We start from the raw sequence: 17,685 nt of genomic DNA, 5'->3' as shown, positions 1-17,685 counted from the left end.
TGATGAAAAAAATTAAAATAATATACAAAATTGTAATTGCACTTTTAGTAATAAGTGCATGTACAGATAACGTTAGAGACTTAGATTTTTTAGACTCTATTCAGCCACCAACTAATGTTGCTGCAACTTACAGTATTACGCAAGATAATTCAGGTTTAGTTACAATTACACCAACAGCAGATGGAGCAAAAGAACTTCAAGTATTTTTTGGAGACGGAACTACAGATTCTGAAACTGTTACTAACGGACAAAGTGTTCAAAGAACTTATAGCGAAGGTACTTTTGATGTAAAAGTAGTTGCTTACAATGCTCTGGGTGATACTTCTGAGGTTACACAACAATTAATTGTTTCTTTCAAGGCACCACAAAATTTAGTTGTAGTTATAGAAAATGATAAAGCAGTTTCTAAACAAGTAAACGTAACAGCAAATGCTGATTTTGCAACCACATTCGAGTTTATCTCAGGAGAAACAGGTGCAACATCTGTTTCAGGAAATATTGGTGAAACAATTTCATACCAGTATCAAACAGCGGGTACATATTCTGTAAGTGTTATTGCAAAAGGTGGTGCTATTGCAACTACTGAGTATACAGAAGAATTTGTAGTAACAGAAATTTTAGATCCAACAACTGAAGCGCCAGCTCCACCTTCAAGAAATGCAGCTGACGTAATCTCACTATTTAGTGATGCATATACGAATGTAAATGTAGATACTTGGAACACGTCTTGGAGTCAAGCTTCATTTGAAGATGTGATGATAAACGGTAATGCAACTAAAAAGTATACATCATTAGGTTTTAATGGTATCGAAACAACATCAAATCCTGTAGATGCAAGTGCAATGACGCATGTTCACTTAGATGTTTGGACTCCAAATGCTACAGAAATCAAATTGAAATTAGTAGACTTTTTAGGTGATGGTTTTGATAACGGTACAAATAACTCTGAGGCAGAAATAGCTGTTGCAACAACTACTGGCGAATGGACTAGTATAGATATTCCATTAGCAGATTTTACAGCTGCAGGAATAACATCTTTTGCAGATATTAATCAATACATAATTACTGCAACTCCATTTGGTTCTTCTATAGTGTTTGTAGATAATTTTTATTTCCACAAACCACCATCAGAATTACAAAAATTACCAGTTAATTTCGAGTCAAGTACTTTAAATTATACTTGGACAGGTTTTGGAGACCCAGGTTTTGGACCAATACCAACAGCAATTATATCAAATCCAGATAAATCTGGAATCAATACTACAAATACAGTATTAGAAATTGAAAAACCTTCTGGCTCTCAGGTTTGGGCAGGTGCTTCTATGCCTTTAGACCAAGCAATAGATTTTTCTGCAGGAACAACAATTACTGTAAAAGTTTGGTCTCCAAGAGTAGGAACAGATATTTTATTAAAAATGGAAGACCCAACTTCACCACCAGATGGTAATGGAAATCCTACAGTTTTTGCAGAAGTAAAAGCAACAACAACAGTTGCTAACACTTGGGAAGAATTATCTTTCGATATGACAACTTTTGCGAATTTTAGTACTAGTATTCCTTATAAGAATGTAATTTTATTTCCAGATTTCGGAAATATGGGACAAGGTGAAAAGTTTTATTTTGATGATATTGAAATTGCATCCATAAAATTACCAGTAAGTTTTGAAGTTCCTGGTTTAACATATACTTGGGTAGGTTTTGGAGACCCTAATTTTGGGCCACTTCCAACTGCAATCATCTCTAATCCAGATGCAACTGGAATTAATACGAGTGCAACTGTTTTAGAAATCCAAAAACCATCAGGTTCGCAAGTTTGGGCAGGTGCTTCAATGGCGTTAGATGGTCCAATTAACTTTGACTATGGAACTAAAGTTAAAATTAAAGTTTGGTCTCCAAGAGTAGGAACTAAAATTTTATTTAAAACAGAAGACCCTAATTCTCCAAAAGACGGAAATGGAAATCCAACTGTTTTTGTGGAAATTGAAGCAACTTCAACAGTTGCTGGTCAATGGGAAGAGCTAACTTTTGATTTAACAACTTCAGCATCTTTTAACACTTCCATAAATTACGAAAATGTAATTTTATTTCCAGATTTCGGAAATGGAGGTCAAGGTGAAAGCTTTTATTTTGACGATTTAATTTTAACAAACTAAAATTTTATAAAATGAAAAAAATAAAAAATCTATATATAATACTATTTTCTTTAACTATTGGTTTTTATGGTTGTCAAGAAAATGATTATGAATTCGGAGAAATTGTAGCTCCTTCCAACATTGTTATTACAGCTAATATTGTAGGAGCAGATTCAAACAATCCAAATGGAGATGGAAGTGGAGTAGTGAGTTTTAAAGCAACTGCTGATAATGCAGTATCTTATCAGTATATTTTTAATGGAAATACAAACGTAGCAACTTCAGGAGAATATACCTACAGTTTTAGTACGTTAGGTTTAAACACTTATACAGTTACTGTTGTAGCTACTGGAATTGCAGGTACTAGTTCAAGTAATTCTATTCAAGTAGATGTTTTATCAACATATTCACCACCACAAGAATTATTAGATAAATTGTATGGAACAGGTTCTAAAACTTGGAAAATTCAATCAGCAAAACCAGGACATTTCGGTTTAGGTTCTGTAGGTGGACCTATGAACGAATTTTATGGAGCTGGACCTAATGAAAAGGCAGGTGTTGGAATGTATGATGATAGGTATATTTTTAATTCTGATGGAACGTTTACTCATATTACAGACAGTACAAATGATGCAACAGGTTTAAATACAGATGGAACCATTTTTGGGCGTGATCCATATATTATAGACGATTTAGGGTCAACAAATGTATCTCCAAATGGAGCAGATATCGAAAACTACGTATACAGTGATTATACAGCAACATTTAGTTTAACAGCTCCTGGAGGAGTTGAAACAATCAATTTAACAGGAATTGGCTTTATAGGATACTATACAGGTGGTTCTCATAGCTATCAAATTGTAGATAGAGGAGTTCCTAACGAACTGGTATTAAAAACTACAGATGGTAATGGACAGTTTGATTGGTGGTTTATCATTGTTTCAGAATAAATAACATGAAATTACTAAACGTAAAACATTATTTAATAATAGCACTTTTCTCTTTCCTTTCTTGCGGAAGCTCACAAGGAGGTGAAGGTGTTGTTATTGATGATACTGTAATTCCCACAAACTTATCTATAAACATTACAGTTGTTGGAACAAATTCAGCAAACCCTTTAGGTGATGGTTCTGGAGATGTAAAACTAGCTTTATCTGCAAAAGATGCTGTTCGTTACAAAGTAAAGTTTGGAGATGGAAACGAAGTTGAATCTACTTCTGGAAATTTAGATTATACTTACACGACTTCTGGAACAAACAAATACACAATAGAAGTTATCGCTTTTTCAAAAACAGATAATTTCGTGAGTGATTTTATACAAAAAGAAATTTATGTTTCTCCTGGAGGCTTAAAGTTAGTTTGGTCTGATGAATTTGATACAGATGGAGCTCCTGACCCAGCAAAATGGACCTATGATATTGGAACGGGTAGTAATGGTTGGGGAAACAATGAATCTCAATATTACACAGATAGAACAGAAAATGTTACAATTAGTAATGGAACTTTAAAAATTAAAGCAAAAAAAGAAAATTTTTCTGGAGCAAACTACACATCAGCAAGATTAAAAACTCAAGGTTTATTTGATTTTACATACGGACGAGTAGAAATAAGAGCAAAATTACCTTCAACAGGTGGAACTTGGCCTGCATTATGGATGTTAGGATCTAACATTAATTCTGTTAGTTGGCCAGCTTGTGGAGAAATTGATATTATGGAGCATATTGGAAACGATATTGGAAAAGTACAAAGTGCAACTCATACACCATCTAGTTTTGGAAATACACAAAATAAAGGTGCTATCAATTCAAACACTACTACCACTCAGTTTCATGTTTATGAATTAAGATGGACTGAAGAAAAACTAGAATTTTTATTTGATGGAGAGCTTTTTTACACTTACAATCCATCTGTAAAAAACTCTAACACTTGGCCATTCAATAAAAACCAATTTTTAATTATGAATGTTGCTATAGGTGGTACTTTAGGAGGAGCAATAGATGCTTCATTTACTGAAGATGTTATGGAAATAGACTATGTGAAAGTTTATAAATAGTTGATTTTTATTTGATTAAAAAAGGTCGAATACTTTTTGTTCGGCCTTTTTATTAAAATTCCAAATTCTTTTAATTGATATATAAATACACTTTTATTTAAAAGTAGTATTGTATTTCTATACATATTTTTCAAATGTTTTATTGAATATTTTTTAAATAGTAAATACAATTTAATCAAAAATCAATTTCAAATAATTTTTAGCAAGCTTTAAAAACAAACAATTTAATTTATTGAATAATAGGTGGTTATAAGTTGTTGGTTTACACCAGTATTTAAAACAACATTTAAAATATAACTAATACCAAATAATACGTATGAGAACGAGTTTTACAATTTTAATTCTTTTTTCCATTTTAACTATAAATTACAGTTGTAATAAAAAAAATAAAAGCGATGTAGTTTCAGTTTCTGGTAGAAAAATTATGGTTAATCAAAAACCTTATATCATAAAAGGAATTTGCTACCATCCAGTACCAAAAGGAAGTGATAAAAGAGATTTTAGCAATCTTACACAAGATTTATCCTTAATGAAAGATGCTGGCATAAATACTATTAGGGTTTATGAACCTATTGATGATGTTAATGTTTTAGACGAAATAAATAAAGCAGGAATAAAAATTATAATTGGTTTTGGGTATAATCAAAATGGAAAATATGATATTCTTTCAGGAACGTATATCGATTATGTGAATAAGTACAAAAATCATAATGCAATTTTGATGTGGGAACTAGGCAATGAATATAATTATCATCCAGTTTGGTTTGAGAATGATATTAAAAATTGGTATAATGCTATGAACACTGCAGCAGAAATAATTCATCAAAATGATAATCATCATCCAACAACCACTGCACATGGAGAATTACCAGATGCTTTAGCGCTTGAAATGAGTCCAAATATTGATGTTTGGGGAATGAATGTTTACAGATGGGATACACCTGAAGAAATTTTTAAACAATGGAGTGAAATAAGTACCAAACCTATGTATTTATCGGAAACAGGAGGTGATAGTTATATGACAATATCCAAAAACACCTATAAATTTGGAATTAATGAAAAAGCACAAGCAGATGCTACTTATAATATTTTAAGAAAATCATTTGAAAATACCGCTATAAATTCTGGAGTAACTTTATTTTCTTTTACTGATGGATGGTGGAAAGCAGGTAGCAATCATACACAAGATGTTGGAGGTTGGGCTCCAAATAGTTCTGGTGTTCCTTATGATGGTACTCCAAACGAAGAGTTTTGGGGAATCGTAGATATTGATAGAAATAAAAAACAAGCATTTAAAGTTGTTCAACAACTTTATAAAGAACAGCAGTAAAGTAAGTTTTAAAAGGTTATGAAAAAAACGTTTTTTAGTGTTATTTTAAACTTCAACTAAAATAGGAGTATTCGCACTCTTATATTTATGATCTAATAAAGAAGCATTCACAAAAATAGTTTCATTTCTAATAGTTTTTCCATACGCTTCATGAATATGTCCAAAAACATGTAGTTTAGGTTTAATTTCTAAAACTTTCTTTTTGAGTTCTTCACAACCAGCGTATGTTTCATTTTTTGTAAGATCTAAAACTTTATAAGGAGGTCCATGAGTTATTAAAACATCTATATTATTTGGTATTAAATCCCAATGTTTTTTTATTTCTTTACCTCGATTTCTATTGAAAGCCCAATTAAAAAATGTAGGTTGAATAGGAGAGCCCCAAAATTTTATTCCATCAATTTCACAACCAGAATCATTTAAATAAATAAGATTCGGATAATTTACTGCGATATTATTTTGAGCGGCTTCTTCAAAATAAAAATCATGATTTCCAGCAATAAAAATTTTGTGTTTGTGTGGTTGCTTTTGAAACCATTTTACAAAAAGATCAATTTCAGCTTTTCTGCCTCTTGAAGAAACATCACCAGCGTGAATTAAAACATCACCATCAGGAATTCTAAAATTATGGACACCATGTGTATCTGAAATTAAAACGATTTTCATATAAAATCAAAATTAGAACTTTTTATTTGTAATTTCTAGTTGCTTGATGTAATTTTCCTAAAATTCTGTTACGGAATTTTTCTGGTTTTAAAACTTCTATCAGCTCCCCAAAACCAAGAATTTTACGTTCTAATTCAAAATTGATTTGTACAAAAATGTTAAAAATAACTCCATCATCTGTATATTTTATAACTCTTTGCGATTTATGAAAAGGTTTCGTAATAACATAAGGGGCATTCTTTTTTTCTATCCAAAATTGAATTCTTTGTGGTCTTGAATTTGAAACTGTAGCTCCAATTACATCTTTATAATAAATGTCTCCATCAACATTATTATCAACATATTCTATATTTTCCTCTAAAGAAGTTTCAATAATTCTATCTAAAGCCAATGTGTAATATTTATTTTTATTTAAGCATAATAAAAACCAACGATTGTTAAATTCTTTCAATAATTGAGGGTGCACAATCATATTACTTGCATTATGTGCTTTAAAAGATTGATATCGAATTTTTAAAACTTTTTTTTGCTGAATAGCATTGTAAAGAGGGTCTATAAATTCCAATCCTTTAAGTTGTTCATTTTTGTCTAAATGAATAATCGATTTTTTGTCTTTTTGTGATGAATAAACAGAATCTTCCAAACGTTGTAAAACACCATTCATTTCTTTGAATAATGAAAAATCTTTAAACTGACGCAATAATTGAATGGCGTCATTCATAATTTTTACATCATTATCTGTCACAGGAATGTTCATAATACTATAATCTTTATCAGTATATTTATAAAAACGTCTATTGTAAACTTCAATTGGCGCATTATAACCTAATTTATCACTTCGCATTAACTGAATATCTAACTGAATAGTACGTTTGCTCACGTTTACATCTTTGCCTTCATACTCATACAAAGCGTCAGAACAGGCTTCAATTAAATCCTCTAAAGTCCATTTTTTAAACTTGTTCCGCAAACAATAATCTATGGTTTTATATCTGATAAGCGCATTTTTGTTTGATGCCATTTTATTTGTTTTATACTTTACAGACTGTCAGTTCGAGTGATTTCGCTTTTTTTGCGAAATTGTATCGAGAACAATTTAATTGTAAAATTTTTAATAAAAATAGAAAATAAACTTAACTACGCAAAAAGATTGCGTATTTGTGTAAGATGTTTGTATCGGAATCATGAAAAAGAAGTTTTTTTATGAAAGTAATCGCTCTGTGAAACGAGGAGTTCACAGAGCTTCCTAAGGGAATAAAAACATTAAAATGGAAAATAAAATGAATATATCAGGAAAAGAAATTATCGAATTAGGTTTTAAACCAGCAAAATGGTTTCCAGAAGCTATTGAATTTATCAATGCAAACAAATTATCCGAAATTGAGATTTTAGATTATTTGAAACAGTTTAAACCAGCACCAACAATTGGTTTATTGGAAAATCCTGCTGAATTGATTATCAATATAAAAGCAGAAAACGAGTTGGAAGAAATTAATGTGAACTCTGTAGTAACTTCTATGGAAACATTAATGAAAACACCAACCGTTGTAAATGGTGCAATTATGCCAGATGCTTGTCCAACAGGACCAGAAGGAACAGTTCCTGTAGGTGGAATTGTGGTGGCGAAAAATGCCATTCATCCAGGAATGCATAGTGCAGATATTTGTTGTTCTGTACTATTAACAGATTTCGGAAAAGCAAACCCAAAAGATGTTTTAGATGCAGCACATTCAATAACCCATTTTGGACCAGGAGGAAGAGATAGAAATACGCAATTTCGTTTTCCTATGGATTTATTGGCAGAAATTGAAGGAAATACTTTTTTGAACAATCAAAAATGTATTTCTGCAGCAAGAAGTCATTTAGGAACACAAGGAGATGGAAATCACTTTTTGTTTGTAGGGAAATCTAAAAATACAGGAAACACGATGTTAATTACACATCATGGAAGTAGAGGTTTTGGCGCGAATTTATATGGAAGAGGAATGCATATTGCAGAAAAATTTCGAAAAGAATTATCTCCACAAACCTTAAAACAAAATGCATGGATTCCTTATGAAACAGAAGAAGGAAAAGCATATTGGGAAGCTTTGCAAATTATTAGAAAATGGACGAAGTTAAACCACGAAGTTTTACACAACGCAACTTTAGAAAAGTTAGGAATCGAAAAAGAAAATAGATTCTGGAATGAGCATAATTTTGTTTTTAAAGACGGCGATTTGTTTTATCATGCAAAAGGTGCAACTCCTTTAGATGCAAAGTTTATGCCAGATATTACAGGACCAAGATTAATTCCATTAAATATGGCTGAACCAGTTTTAATTGTAGAAGGAAAAACAACTAAAAGCAATTTGGGTTTTGCACCTCATGGAGCAGGAAGAAATGTAAGTAGAACACAACATAGAAAAAGTAAAACAGGCACAAATGAAGAAATTTTCGAACAAGAAACCAAAGATTTAGATGTGCGTTTTTTCTCAAATGAAATTGATATTACAGAATTACCATCCGCATATAAAAATGCAGAAACCGTAAGAAACCAAATGGAAGTATTCGGTTTAGGAACTGTTATTGATGAAGTAATGCCTTATGGTTGTATTATGGCTGGAAACTGGCAGAAAAATGCGCCATGGAAAAATAGGAGAAGACAAGATAAAAGGAATAGAAATAATGGAAGAAGTTAAAGAAAAAGCGATTGAACTTTTATTAGACATCATCTCAAAAGAAGATTTTGAGATGATGCTTTATGAAAAAGTAAAATCTGAAGATTTAATCAAAAATAGCTTGCTTTTTGAGTTGGTAAATATCAATTATAGATTAGAAGGTTTTAAGAAACCATTATTAGAAATTCTTAGAAAAGAAATTTCTGAAGAAGTTTTTATCATTTACAATATTAAGTTGTATTCAGAAAAAATAAAAGATGAAAATAATACTAAAACTATACTTCATTATTTTAGTAAAATTTATAATTTATTTGATTTTGACCAAGAATATAGCTTAATGTGGGATTTTTATAATATCAATGAAGAATTAGATTTAGTTGAATTTGGATATGAAAATGAATCTGAAGTTATTATGAATTTAAAGAAAATATGTTCTTTAGTTTGTAAAGAATTTGATAGATTATCAACATTAAGTGGGAAAGTAACTTTTTTGATTAATGGTTTTGAAAAAGAAGATATAGAAATTTTATCTATAAAAAATAAATTTATGACTAAAACAATTCCTCATAAAAAATGGTATGAATTCTGGAAGTAAAAATATATTTCACTACTTTTAAATCAAAATTGCAAGAATTCCAAAAACATGATACATTCTCAAGAAGAACTCATAGAAAAAGCCATTTTATTTTTTAAAAGAGGCGATTTTTCTCTGGGTTACAGAACCCTTTTAGATGCTGGTTTAAATACAGATTCAGAAAATATATTTTCTAAAGTTTTAGACTTTGTAGCCATATATGAACAAGAAAGTAGTGAAAATAAATCTTCACTACTTTCTTTGTTTGAAAAATGTGCGACTGAAATAAGAAGCGTTAAAATTGAAAACAAAAAATTACTTGGGCAAACAATTTTAAAAGCAGAGAATATTACTAAAAACTATAATAAAGGAAGGTTTGTTTTAGGTCCAGTAGATGTTACCTTAAAAAAAGGAGATATTTTTGGTTTGGTTGGAGAAAACGGAAATGGTAAAACCACTTTATTAACTGTTTTAGCTTCTTTGATAAAACAATCTTCAGGAAATTTATCGTATTCATTTTCTACTGAAAATAAAGACAAATATGATGTTTTATCCAAATTAGTTTACATACCACAAAGAACACCAGTTTGGTATGGAAGCGTTTTAGATAACTTAAAATTTGCATTGATTCATCATGGAGTAAAAGGAAATAAAAACGATTTATTGGTTTTAATGATGGTTGCCAGATTTGGACTTTGGAAATACAAAGATTTAAAGTGGAGCGAACTTTCCTCAGGTTATAAAATGCGATTTGAGTTGGCAAGAACCATGCTCCGAAAACCAGAAATTATTTTGTTAGATGAACCTTTGGCTAATTTAGATATTTTAGCACAACAAATTATTTTAGAAGATTTAAGAATGATTTCTAAATCACCAGTAAACCCAATTGCAATGGTGTTTTCTTCACAACAATTATATGAAGTAGAAAAGGTTTCAGATGAAGTTATTTATTTAAGAAATGGAAAACCTTCCGAAAATTTAAACTTAGATGAAAAAGAAAATCAGCATGTAATTATAGAAATTGATACCGAAAATTCAAGAGAAGAAATTGAAAGTGTTTTTAACGAAAATCAATTAGAAAAATTAGAATTTAATGGTGGTGTTTACATTCTGTATTTTAAGGAAGGTTTTTCTTTTAATGATTGTTTAGCAATTATTGCTAAAAATAATTTCAGTGTGCAATACATAAGAGATATTTCTAAATCTTCAAGACGCTTTTTTGTCTACTAATCTTCTAAAATTACAAAATGAATTTCATCAATAAAATTAACAAATACCTTTTAGAAAATTATCCGCTAATTTGGAACACACGTTTGGCTTGGATGCTAGTTGCGAATATATTCATCCATTTGCTGTTTTTTATCATTGGTTATTCTTCAGCAAATACTATTGGAGATTTAAAAGAATTTAGATCTTTAGAAAGTTTCTTTTTTGAAACTTCTGCAGTTTACTACAACTTTTTAATTTCTATTTTTATCTTATTAATTTGGATTATATACTACTTAAGAAATAACGCATTTAAAAGTTTGTATGCTTTTAAAAAATGGATGTTGTTCAAACAATTTTGTATTATTTTTATAATACTTTTTATTAGCGGAACACAATATTTTTCTTTCAAAAAAGGGCTTAGAACCAAAATAAAATCTTTGTATAGTTGGCAAGAAGTAAATAATGATATTAAAACATTTAATAACATTAGTTTATTTTTTATCCAAAATCAAAGAGATTACGAAATAGATAAAAAAGCGTACCCAAAACCATTTCCATTAAAGGTTGCGAATAATTTTAATAAATCAACTGATAATATTGATGAGACAAAGCCATATATAGAGTTTAACAACTCTAAGTTTCAATTTTATGAAATTAACGAAAAACTTTGGCAAGAAGATTTGAAACAAAATGAATTTTTAAACATTTATGCCAAAAACAGTTTTAAATATAGAATTGTAAAAGATGTAAGTGAATTTAAAATTTTTCTAAATCCTTCTTTATATAATTATGCTGCAACAAAATTTACCATTGGTCAAGATTCTACAGACTATAAAAAGCAGTTAATTTATTTTAAAAATATACTAGATAGTCAAAACGATTTTCAAATAAAAGAAGATTTAAAAAAAGGAATTTCTTTAGCAAACAAATATGAATTAAATCACAATTTAACTGTAGATAATTGGTTTCAACTTTTAAACAATCGACCTAATTATTTATTAAAAGAGCTAATAAATACTTCCAATCCTATAATTGATAATTATAACGAATTTGACAATAACAACAGTAGGTTTTCAGATGAAATTCCATATTCAAAAACATTGTATTTAAACTTTAGTAATTTAGATAATTTATTTTCAAATATTTATTTTTCTTATCATCCAACATTTAACAATCTTATATTTAATTTTTTACTAACCTTAGCGTTGTTTTTAAGTATTTTATTATTCATTTTTAAGACAACAGATATAAAAACTATTTTATTAAGCGTTGTTGCAAGTTTGGTTGTTTTGGTCGTTATTGTTTGGTTAATGTCGAGTTCAAAAAGCTTTTTAGAAGGCGAAAATATTAGAAATTATAGAGAATTTTTAATAATGATGTTTATTTCATTTACCATAATTATTTTAAGCATAATTTCTTACACAAAACATTGGAAAAAATTATTTATTCAGATAATTTGGACGTTAGGTATTTTTGCATTTCCCCTGTTTTTCCTTTTTTCTGGATTTGCTTACAGTAAATATTTGGATTTGTCTCATAAAAAAATATATCCAAAAGATTACGATTATGTGAGTGGTTTCGAAAAGTGGTTTAATGCCTTTGGCTTCTCGACAGTAATCTTAATTTGGCTTATAACAGTATGTATCTATTCTATTTATATTAGAAAGTTAAAAGCAAGACCAGAATAAATAATTTTAAACAACGAATTCAAAAGAGTTCGTTTTTTTATTTTAACAAAGTATCCAAGGTCAATACATCTAATTTTCCATCTGCAAAAAGATTGTTTTTTGCTTCAAAAGATTTAATAGCATTAGAAGTTTCTGCTCTATAAATGCCATCTACAGCAATATCAAAGCCATTTTTTACCAATAGTTTTTGTACTTCAAAAATTAATGCAGTTTTTTGATTGTAAACTATTTTTTTAGAGTCAGCAAACAAGGCTCTCATCCTTTTATTGTAAGAAACCATTTCTTTTTGTTGAAGATGCGTTTTTAAATCAGTGCCAGTTTCTTCTAAAAATTTAATTTCTTTGTTAGAAAGACCTTTTTCTTTTAGTTTTTTAGAGTTTTCTAATATTGACTCATAATATTTTACAGTCGCTAATTTACTAGCATAGGTTTTTACAGCAGATGTTGTTTCAGTATCATCGCTCTCAGGAGCTCTAACATCTATTTCGTTTGCAGTCCACTGTAATTTTACGTAAGTATTTAAATTTTCAACAGCATTATGATAATTTATAAGAGTTTCTTGATTGTAATAATTAAGATCTAAAATTTTATCCGTTTTGTAATCAACATCTGGCGAATTGTATCTTTTGTATTTACTATATTGTCCATAACCAATTATACCGGCAATTATAAGTAACAATAAAATAATTAGTTGTTTCATAAGTTTTGGTTAATTTAATGGTAAATATAACAAATGTATTTATTCTTTTCACAATAGTATTTAATTGATAGTTTTTAAGATTTTTTTAATTTCAAAACTATTCGAATATATAATTGCTTACATATAAATTTGTTGAAAAATATTGAATCGTAAATATCGAAAAGATTACTTATTTGTGAGTTCAGAATGAGGTGTAGAATTGTACAATTCTAAAAAACTAAAAGAAAAAGAGGATTCTAATTAATTTATTATTGATGGAGTGGTTTTTATTCTAAAACAATTTTCTTCTCCTAAATAAAGAGGATTACCATATTGTTCTGACCAAAAACCTTCTAAAATATCTTTATTCAAACATTTGTAAACAACAACTCCTTTGTAAGTTTCGTTTTCATCACCTTGATATTCGAAATTGATAACTAAAATATTATTTTTAAAAAATCCTAACCCAAATTGTTGTTGACTTTTGTTAATTAACCATTTGGCAACAATCCTATTATTTTTATCTAAAGTTAAAGAAAGTAAACCCTTATATGTTTCCTTAGAACCATTTTGATTGCTTCCATTAATTTGATAATTGCCAATTAAATCTTCAACTTTCATTAAAACTTTATTAAAGTACAATTAATTAGTGAACGTTATTTTCCGATACAAAAATTTCCAAAAATATGGCCAAGTATGTCTTTATCAACATCATATTCTCCTGTTATATTTCCAAGATGTCGCAAACACTCTCTAATATCGATGGAAAACAAATCTGTTGAAATATCTAAATCTATACCTTGTTGTACAGAAGTTATTGCAGTTAGGGCATTATTGAGTGCTTCAAAATGACGTGAATTTGTAACAATGGTTTCGTTATTACTTAAAGCTCCTATGTTAACTAAAGAAGTCAACTCATTTTTTAACTCTTCAATTCCTGTTTTATTTTTTGCAGATAAAGGAATTAAATTTTCGATTTCTGATAGTAGAGTAGTAGTTTCATCTTTTGAAATTAAATCTACTTTATTGGCAATAATTAATAAACGTTTATTAGGAAAGCGTTTTTTTATAGTTGCAATTTCTTTTTTTCTTTGTTCTCTTTTTTCTTTTCTGGCATCAATAATAAAAATAATAAGTTGTGCGTTTTCAGCTTTTTCATAGGCTTTTTTTATACCAATATTTTCCACAACATCTTTTGTTTCTCTAATTCCTGCTGTATCAATAAATCTAAAAGCTACACCTTCAATAATTATTTCGTCTTCAATAGCATCTCTTGTGGTACCAGCAATATCAGAAACAATGGCTTTTTCTTCGTTTAAAAGTGTATTTAATAAAGTAGATTTCCCCACATTTGGTTCGCCAATGATAGCAACTGGAATTCCGTTTTTCATAGCGTTTCCAAATGAGAAAGAGTCTATTAATCTTTTTAAAACAAAGGTGATTTTTGTAACTAATTCTTTAAACTTGGTTCTGTCTGCAAATTCTACATCTTCACCAGAAAAATCAAGCTCTAGTTCAATTAATGCTGCAAAATCTAATAATTGATTTCGTAATTCTTTCAATTCATTAGAAATACCACCACGCATTTGCTGAATTGCCATTTGGTGACTAGCTTCGGAATTAGAGGCAATTACATCTGCAACTGCTTCTGCTTGAGATAAATCCATTTTTCCGTTTAAAAAAGCACGCATGGTAAATTCACCATTATCTGCCATTCTACAACCATTTTGTAAAAATAATTGTATAATTTCTTGTTGTATGTAGTTGGAACCATGACAAGAAATTTCCACTACGTTTTCACCTGTATAAGAGTTAGGATTTTTAAAAACGGACACTAAAACTTCATCAATAATAACATTATTATTAATGATATGACCTAAATGTATGGTATGTGTTTTTTGTGTTTTTAATGATTTGTTTTTTTTAATTGACTTAAAATATGCATCAACAATAGCAATTGAATCTTCTCCAGAAAGTCTAATTACAGAAATAGCACCAACTCCAAATGGAGTTGCTAACGCAATAATAGTGTCGTTTTGAATCATATTGCAAAAATACACAAACATTTTATCAGAAAATAAAAAGCTCGTTACAAATTGTAACGAGCTTTTTATATGATTTGTTCAAATTAAATTATGAACTTTCTTTTTCTGTTTCCTGTTCTTTAATTTGAGCCAAGTTTAACTTGTTGTTAGGTACAAATTCTAACGTTCTCATTGGGAATGGAATATTAATATCTGCAGCATCAAAAGCTTTCTTAATTTCAATAATAGCTTTACTTTTTGCTTTTAATTTTTCTAAAGCATTTTCTGAATCTACCCAAAATCTACATAAAAAGTTAATAGAACTATCTCCAAATTCTGTAAAATAAAACTCTACAGTTTTTCCAATTTCATCTTGGTCGAAGTTAGAATTGATTGTTTTTTTAGTTAATTCTTCTACTTTTTCTAAATCTGCTCCATATTCAACACCACATTCAATAGATATTCTCATTTTAGTTGTTAAAGAGTAGTTTTTAAAAGGACTTTCTAATATAGTTTTGTTAGGTATTACAACCATATTATTATCAGCTTCTTTTAAAACAAAATAATTTAAGTTAATATCCATAACTTCACCAGAATAACCACTGGTTTCTACCCAATTTCCAATATTTAAATTTCTTCTGAAAGATAATACCACACCAGAAATAGTATTTGATAATGTTCCTTGTAAAGCCAAACCAATAACAATACCAGATACACCAGCTGCAGAAACAATGGTTTTTAAAGTATCATCAAACTTTAAAACAGTCATTGCTAAATACAAACCAACTAAAATAGTAATTGCTGAGGCAACTCTAGAAACTAAATCTCTAACAGATTTTTGGCTAATTCTACGTCCAATAGTTCTGTTTACAATTTTATTCATTCCTCTAGAAGCAAAATAAGCAATTATTAAAACTACCAATGCAATTGCTAAGTTTGGTATGTTTTTAATAAATATATCTTTCCAATCTTCTAATTTTTCTATAACTTTATTCATATCTTTTTTTTAATTTTTTTTATTTTACAAAACTTGTATTTAATTCATCTTTAGTGTCTTTAGACCAAGCATTTAACATCCAAGTAACTTTTTCTAGCTCTCTAATATAAGCACCAATTAAATCTATAGTTCCTTCGTCTTTAGCCTCATTTGCTTTTTCAATAACTTTATTTAATTGTTCTAAAAGTATTTTATGATCTTCAATAAGTATGGTTACCATTTCTTTATCAGTAAGTAATGGACTAGATTCTTTTATTCTAGAAATTTCTATGTAGTCAGATAATTTACTGATTGGATGGTATTTAAGAGTAATTATTCTTTCAGCAACTTCATCAATTTTAATTTTTGTGTCATTATACATTTCTTCGAACTTTCTATGTAATTCAAAAAAGTTTTTTCCTAAAATATTCCAGTGAAAATTTCTTAATTTTTGATAATACACATGATAATCTGCCAGAAGAACATTTAATTCTGAAACAATTGGTAAAACCCTATCATTTTTTACATTTAAATAATTCATCATTTTGTGTTTTAGTTTATTATACACACCAAAATTAAGACTGATATCAATTTTTTATTACCTCTTACAATTTACATTTTAACGCAAATCATATATATAGAGGAATTAAATTTTAAATTTTGTAAAAGGTAATCGTAACAAAATCAATAAATTTGCGTCTAATAGTTACTAATCAAACTAAAAAAAAAATGAAAGAAGACAAACAATTATTAGTAATAACACACATAAGTCAATTACTAGATTTCGTATCAGGAATTGGTGGTTTTATAGTTCCATTAGTTTTATGGCTAACAAAAAAAGATGAAGTTTTGGGTATGGATTATCACGGAAAAGCAATTTTAAACTTTAGAATTTCCATGTTTTTATACATTTTAATATGTATCCCTCTTATAATATTTTTCGGACTAGGAATTTTGGGTTTAATTGTAGTTGGTATTTTCTATTTAATATTTCCTATCATAAATGCAATTAAAGCAAGTAATAACGAGCCACCAAACTATCCATTTAGCATACAATTTATCAAATAAAATCAAAACCGTTTTTTTTTAAACGGTTTTTTTATTCAAGTCATTTTTTGGGCGTTCCCTTTCAGGTCAGGCTTTTCGCACTCGCTTTTTTTGCAAAAACAAAAAAGAGCTCAAACAATTGCTACAATCCTTAACGCAGGCAAGTTTATTTACAAATAGCAAGCAAAAAAGTTAAATATTTTTTATAATATCTTCGTATTCGTAATAAAAAAGCTCAAATTTTGTCATGTTTTCCATATAAAATTCATAACAATCGCGCCAAGTATTTTTATTATGAATGCTAAACTTACCTTCGTAAGGAATATAAATTCTATGAATTTTTTTTCCACTATCCAAGGTATATTCATCATCAAAAATTACTTCTGGTAAATCAGACTCTAACAAAGTTTTTAATGATAGTAATTGGTCATAGTAAAGCATGTTAACTAATTCATCAGGATTTTCTAAATCCAAAGCAACCATTGCTTTTTTTCTGTCTGCTACAAATTTAAAAGCAACACCCTTAATTTTTGTATTGTACAAAAGCCATTTTCTTGGAAACGATTTTCCGAAACTTGTCCAAAAGTCTTTTCGTAATTTAGCAGCTTCTTCTTTAGAGAACATATTTTTTTAGTTTCTAAATTTGG

Annotated in this window: 17 protein-coding genes; 9 read left to right on the top strand and 8 right to left on the bottom strand. The window is 28.7% G+C overall.

Going from position 1 to position 17,685, the window contains the following annotated elements; translation table 11 throughout:
- Positions 1 to 2 precede the first annotated feature (2 nt).
- From FDT66_RS05955 to FDT66_RS05940, 4 genes are all read left to right on the top strand, one after another.
- Positions 3 to 2,153: a hypothetical protein gene (locus FDT66_RS05955; RefSeq protein WP_138535231.1), complete on the top strand. Its 2,151-nt coding sequence runs from the start codon at positions 3 to 5 to the stop codon at positions 2,151 to 2,153.
- A gap of 11 nt (positions 2,154 to 2,164) precedes the next feature.
- Positions 2,165 to 3,082, top strand: coding sequence for a glucan endo-1,3-beta-D-glucosidase (locus FDT66_RS05950; RefSeq protein WP_138535230.1), 918 nt, complete (start codon positions 2,165 to 2,167; stop codon positions 3,080 to 3,082).
- Positions 3,083 to 3,087: 5 nt separating this feature from the next.
- A complete protein-coding gene (locus tag FDT66_RS05945) occupies positions 3,088 to 4,185 on the top strand; it encodes a glycoside hydrolase family 16 protein (protein WP_138535229.1) in 1,098 nt (365 codons plus the stop codon).
- A 316-nt stretch (positions 4,186 to 4,501) separates the two neighbouring features.
- Entirely contained in the window at positions 4,502 to 5,515 is a 1,014-nt protein-coding gene (locus tag FDT66_RS05940) for a glycoside hydrolase family 2 TIM barrel-domain containing protein (RefSeq protein ID WP_138535228.1), read from the top strand.
- 45 nt (positions 5,516 to 5,560) lie between these two features.
- Here the strand turns inward: FDT66_RS05940 and FDT66_RS05935 are convergent, their stop codons facing one another.
- Both FDT66_RS05935 and FDT66_RS05930 read right to left on the bottom strand, forming a co-directional pair.
- Entirely contained in the window at positions 5,561 to 6,181 is a 621-nt protein-coding gene (locus FDT66_RS05935) for a metallophosphatase domain-containing protein (protein WP_138535227.1), read from the bottom strand.
- Between the two features lie 22 nt (positions 6,182 to 6,203).
- Complete coding sequence (locus FDT66_RS05930) at positions 6,204 to 7,202, bottom strand: helix-turn-helix transcriptional regulator (protein ID WP_138535226.1); 999 nt, start codon at positions 7,200 to 7,202, stop codon at positions 6,204 to 6,206.
- A gap of 259 nt (positions 7,203 to 7,461) precedes the next feature.
- Here FDT66_RS05930 and FDT66_RS05925 point away from each other — a divergent pair, with 259 nt between their 5' ends.
- Genes FDT66_RS05925 through FDT66_RS05910 form a run of 4 tightly spaced genes read left to right on the top strand, consistent with a single transcriptional unit; the run spans position 7,462 to position 12,312 of the window.
- Positions 7,462 to 8,862 (top strand): RtcB family protein, encoded by a 1,401-nt coding sequence (locus FDT66_RS05925; RefSeq protein WP_138535225.1) that lies wholly within the window; start codon positions 7,462 to 7,464, stop codon positions 8,860 to 8,862.
- The gene (locus FDT66_RS05920) at positions 8,801 to 9,436 is read left to right on the top strand and encodes a hypothetical protein (protein WP_138535224.1); all 636 of its coding nucleotides are present in this window, start codon (positions 8,801 to 8,803) and stop codon (positions 9,434 to 9,436) included. Before FDT66_RS05925 ends, FDT66_RS05920 begins: the two co-directional genes overlap by 62 nt.
- A gap of 48 nt (positions 9,437 to 9,484) precedes the next feature.
- Positions 9,485 to 10,645, top strand: a complete 1,161-nt coding sequence (locus tag FDT66_RS05915) for an ABC transporter ATP-binding protein (RefSeq protein WP_138535223.1) — start codon at positions 9,485 to 9,487, stop codon at positions 10,643 to 10,645.
- Between the two features lie 17 nt (positions 10,646 to 10,662).
- Positions 10,663 to 12,312: a hypothetical protein gene (locus FDT66_RS05910; protein WP_138535222.1), complete on the top strand. Its 1,650-nt coding sequence runs from the start codon at positions 10,663 to 10,665 to the stop codon at positions 12,310 to 12,312.
- A 37-nt stretch (positions 12,313 to 12,349) separates the two neighbouring features.
- Here the strand turns inward: FDT66_RS05910 and FDT66_RS05905 are convergent, their stop codons facing one another.
- The 5 genes from FDT66_RS05905 to FDT66_RS05885 form a co-directional block, all read right to left on the bottom strand.
- Positions 12,350 to 13,012 carry a peptidoglycan-binding domain-containing protein gene (locus tag FDT66_RS05905; RefSeq protein ID WP_138535221.1) on the bottom strand — a complete coding sequence of 221 codons (663 nt, stop codon included), beginning with the start codon at positions 13,010 to 13,012 and terminating at the stop codon, positions 12,350 to 12,352.
- A 240-nt stretch (positions 13,013 to 13,252) separates the two neighbouring features.
- On the bottom strand, positions 13,253 to 13,612 hold the full coding sequence (locus tag FDT66_RS05900) for a hypothetical protein (protein ID WP_138535220.1): 360 nt from the start codon (positions 13,610 to 13,612) through the stop codon (positions 13,253 to 13,255).
- Between the two features lie 35 nt (positions 13,613 to 13,647).
- Positions 13,648 to 15,036: a tRNA uridine-5-carboxymethylaminomethyl(34) synthesis GTPase MnmE gene (mnmE, locus tag FDT66_RS05895; protein ID WP_138535219.1), complete on the bottom strand. Its 1,389-nt coding sequence runs from the start codon at positions 15,034 to 15,036 to the stop codon at positions 13,648 to 13,650.
- Positions 15,037 to 15,124: 88 nt separating this feature from the next.
- Positions 15,125 to 16,012: a mechanosensitive ion channel family protein gene (locus FDT66_RS05890; protein ID WP_138535218.1), complete on the bottom strand. Its 888-nt coding sequence runs from the start codon at positions 16,010 to 16,012 to the stop codon at positions 15,125 to 15,127.
- A 19-nt stretch (positions 16,013 to 16,031) separates the two neighbouring features.
- Positions 16,032 to 16,532, bottom strand: a complete 501-nt coding sequence (locus FDT66_RS05885) for a Dps family protein (protein ID WP_138535275.1) — start codon at positions 16,530 to 16,532, stop codon at positions 16,032 to 16,034.
- Between the two features lie 188 nt (positions 16,533 to 16,720).
- Between FDT66_RS05885 and FDT66_RS05880 the strand changes: the two genes are divergently transcribed.
- Positions 16,721 to 17,059: a DUF4870 domain-containing protein gene (locus FDT66_RS05880; RefSeq protein WP_138535217.1), complete on the top strand. Its 339-nt coding sequence runs from the start codon at positions 16,721 to 16,723 to the stop codon at positions 17,057 to 17,059.
- Positions 17,060 to 17,230: 171 nt separating this feature from the next.
- Here the strand turns inward: FDT66_RS05880 and FDT66_RS05875 are convergent, their stop codons facing one another.
- Positions 17,231 to 17,662 (bottom strand): DUF4268 domain-containing protein, encoded by a 432-nt coding sequence (locus FDT66_RS05875; protein ID WP_138535216.1) that lies wholly within the window; start codon positions 17,660 to 17,662, stop codon positions 17,231 to 17,233.
- Positions 17,663 to 17,685: the final 23 nt, after the last annotated feature.

Source organism: Polaribacter aestuariivivens (assembly GCF_005885675.1).
In the GTDB taxonomy this organism is placed as follows: domain Bacteria; phylum Bacteroidota; class Bacteroidia; order Flavobacteriales; family Flavobacteriaceae; genus Polaribacter; species Polaribacter aestuariivivens.
Note: the sequence above shows the minus strand (reverse complement) of the source record. Positions and strands in the feature narration are given on the sequence as shown.

Bases quoted from the DNA above. Each gene is read 5' to 3' on its own strand.
- FDT66_RS05955 (WP_138535231.1), top strand. From the start codon at position 3: ATGAAAAAAATTAAAATAATATACAAAATTGTAATTGCACTTTTAGTA.
- FDT66_RS05950 (WP_138535230.1), top strand. From the start codon at position 2,165: ATGAAAAAAATAAAAAATCTATATATAATACTATTTTCTTTAACTATT.
- FDT66_RS05945 (WP_138535229.1), top strand. From the start codon at position 3,088: ATGAAATTACTAAACGTAAAACATTATTTAATAATAGCACTTTTCTCT.
- FDT66_RS05940 (WP_138535228.1), top strand. From the start codon at position 4,502: ATGAGAACGAGTTTTACAATTTTAATTCTTTTTTCCATTTTAACTATA.
- FDT66_RS05935 (WP_138535227.1), bottom strand. From the start codon at position 6,181: ATGAAAATCGTTTTAATTTCAGATACACATGGTGTCCATAATTTTAGA.
- FDT66_RS05930 (WP_138535226.1), bottom strand. From the start codon at position 7,202: ATGGCATCAAACAAAAATGCGCTTATCAGATATAAAACCATAGATTAT.
- FDT66_RS05925 (WP_138535225.1), top strand. From the start codon at position 7,462: ATGAATATATCAGGAAAAGAAATTATCGAATTAGGTTTTAAACCAGCA.
- FDT66_RS05920 (WP_138535224.1), top strand. From the start codon at position 8,801: ATGCGCCATGGAAAAATAGGAGAAGACAAGATAAAAGGAATAGAAATA.
- FDT66_RS05915 (WP_138535223.1), top strand. From the start codon at position 9,485: ATGATACATTCTCAAGAAGAACTCATAGAAAAAGCCATTTTATTTTTT.
- FDT66_RS05910 (WP_138535222.1), top strand. From the start codon at position 10,663: ATGAATTTCATCAATAAAATTAACAAATACCTTTTAGAAAATTATCCG.
- FDT66_RS05905 (WP_138535221.1), bottom strand. From the start codon at position 13,012: ATGAAACAACTAATTATTTTATTGTTACTTATAATTGCCGGTATAATT.
- FDT66_RS05900 (WP_138535220.1), bottom strand. From the start codon at position 13,612: ATGAAAGTTGAAGATTTAATTGGCAATTATCAAATTAATGGAAGCAAT.
- mnmE (WP_138535219.1), bottom strand. From the start codon at position 15,036: ATGATTCAAAACGACACTATTATTGCGTTAGCAACTCCATTTGGAGTT.
- FDT66_RS05890 (WP_138535218.1), bottom strand. From the start codon at position 16,012: ATGAATAAAGTTATAGAAAAATTAGAAGATTGGAAAGATATATTTATT.
- FDT66_RS05885 (WP_138535275.1), bottom strand. From the start codon at position 16,532: ATGAATTATTTAAATGTAAAAAATGATAGGGTTTTACCAATTGTTTCA.
- FDT66_RS05880 (WP_138535217.1), top strand. From the start codon at position 16,721: ATGAAAGAAGACAAACAATTATTAGTAATAACACACATAAGTCAATTA.
- FDT66_RS05875 (WP_138535216.1), bottom strand. From the start codon at position 17,662: ATGTTCTCTAAAGAAGAAGCTGCTAAATTACGAAAAGACTTTTGGACA.